The organism is Bradyrhizobium sp., assembly GCF_030654605.1.
Classification (GTDB): Bacteria; Pseudomonadota; Alphaproteobacteria; order Rhizobiales; family Xanthobacteraceae; genus Bradyrhizobium.
In genome coordinates this window covers 1-2,009 of sequence record NZ_JAURXB010000190.1, presented here as the reverse complement: position 1 = coordinate 2,009, position 2,009 = coordinate 1, and the positions used below count along the sequence as shown (strand labels likewise).

Annotated in this window: 2 protein-coding genes; both read left to right on the top strand. The window is 64.2% G+C overall.

What is annotated here, in order from left to right; all coding sequences use genetic code 11:
• Positions 1–984: molybdopterin-dependent oxidoreductase (locus tag Q7U29_RS17500; RefSeq protein WP_304743573.1), on the top strand; the 984-nt coding region annotated here is incomplete at its 5' end.
• 72 nt (positions 985–1,056) lie between these two features.
• Complete coding sequence (locus Q7U29_RS17495) at positions 1,057–1,836, top strand: enoyl-CoA hydratase/isomerase family protein (RefSeq protein ID WP_304743571.1); 780 nt, start codon at positions 1,057–1,059, stop codon at positions 1,834–1,836.
• Positions 1,837–2,009: the final 173 nt, after the last annotated feature.

The window sequence follows — 2,009 nt, the reverse complement described above, 5'->3', positions numbered from 1 at the left end:
GCGCTGCACAACGGCCCGCCGGTCAAGGCGATGCTGATCCAGAACACCAATCCGGTGACGGTGGCGCCGGAGCAGACGCTGGTACGTCAGGGCTTTGCGCGCGAGGACCTGTTCGTGGCGGTGCATGAGCAGTTCATGACCGAGACCGCGCAAATGGCCGATATCGTGCTGCCGGCGACGATGTTCATGGAGCATGACGACCTCTATTACGGCGGCGGTCACCAGCACATCTCGGTCGGCGCCAAGCTGATCGAGCCGCCGGGCGAATGCCGTTCCAACCACGAGGTGCTGCAGGGACTCGGCCGCCGGCTCAACGCCGTGCACCCCGCCTTCGAGATGACGCCCCGGGAGTTGATCGATGCCACGCTGAAGAAGAGCGGCCATGGCGATATCGAGACCCTGGAGGCTGATCTGTGGCGCGACCTGCAGCCGGATTTCCGCACCTCGCACTACCTCGACGGTTTCGCGCATGCGGACAACAAGTTCCATTTCAAGGCGGATTGGGCGCACCCGCCGTTCGGTACTGCCGGCATGGGCCCGTGGGAGCAGATGCCGTCGCTGCCGGATCACTGGACCATCATCGAAGAGGCGGACGAGGCGCACCCGTTCCGGCTCGCCACCAGCCCGTCGCGCAGCTTCCTCAATACCAGCTTCAATGAAACGCCGTCGTCGATCGCGCGCGAGGGCGCGCCCTCGGTGATGATCCATCCCGCGGATGCGACTTCGCTCGGAATCGCCGACGGTGACGCCGTCACGCTCGGCAATGCCAGGGGCGAGACGACGCTGACCGCGAAGCTGTTCGACGGCCTGCGCCGCGGCGTGCTGATCGCGGAATCGATCCAGCCGAACAAGGCCCATATCGGCGGTCGGGGCATCAACACCCTGACCGGCGCCGAGGTCGTTGCCCCGATCGGCGGCGCGGCGTTCCACGACAACAAGGTGTGGGTAAGGAAAGCGGCGCCAGCGACTCCGCGCAAGAGCTGATCCCGCTTGCAGTCCACTGGTATCCTGCGGCAAATTTCCGCGAGCAGATGATCGAAACAGGCGAGTGGGACAATGACCGACAATAGCGTGATACGTGAAAAGCGCGGGGCTGCGTTCTGGATCACCATCAATCGGCCGGACAAGCGCAATGCCCTCAACGGCGACGTGATCGCCGGTATCGCCAGGGGCTATCGCGACGCGCATGACGACAAGGACGTGCGCGTCATCGTGCTGACCGGGGCCGGCGACAAGGCGTTTTGCGCCGGCGCCGACCTGCAGAACAGCGGCGCCGCCTTCGCGATGGATTTCGCCAGGCCCAACGTCGATTACGCGGATCTCCTGCGGTTGTCGCAGAATGCCACCAAGCCGGCGATCGCGCGGGTCGGCGGCGTCTGCATGGCCGGCGGCATGGGACTGTTGTGCATGACCGACATGGCAGTCGCGGCCGACCACGTGATTTTCGGATTGCCCGAGGTGAAGGTCGGCGTGTTCCCGATGCAGGTGATGGCGCTGTTGCAGGGAATCGCACCGCGGCGCCTGATCAACGAGTGGGCGCTGACCGGCGAACCCTTCGACGCCCGCACGGCGCAGGCCGCCGGACTGCTGAACTACGTGGTTCCGGCGACCGAACTCGACGCCAAAATCGACTGGCTGATCGGCCGCATCGCCGACAAGTCGCCGACCGCGATCCGGCGCGGAAAATACGCCATGCGTGCCATCGCCGCGATGTCGTTCGACGAAAGCATCGCCTACACCGAAAGCCAGATCGCCTTGCTGGCGATGACCGAGGACGCAAAGGAGGGGCTGAAGGCCTTTGGCGAAAAGCGCAAGCCGACGTGGCCGGGGAGATGATCGAGCAATCTTCGAACAACCCAAAGTGCATCGTCGTCCCTGCGAACCAGGCTGTGTGAAAAGTGGGTGTGTTAACATCATTTGGAGTGGATTTTCTGATTCGGGGGCCGTGATGGCGCATGTCACCGGAGCGTCGCGTTATCAAGCGACCTTGTTTCCTGAGGTTCTGGACG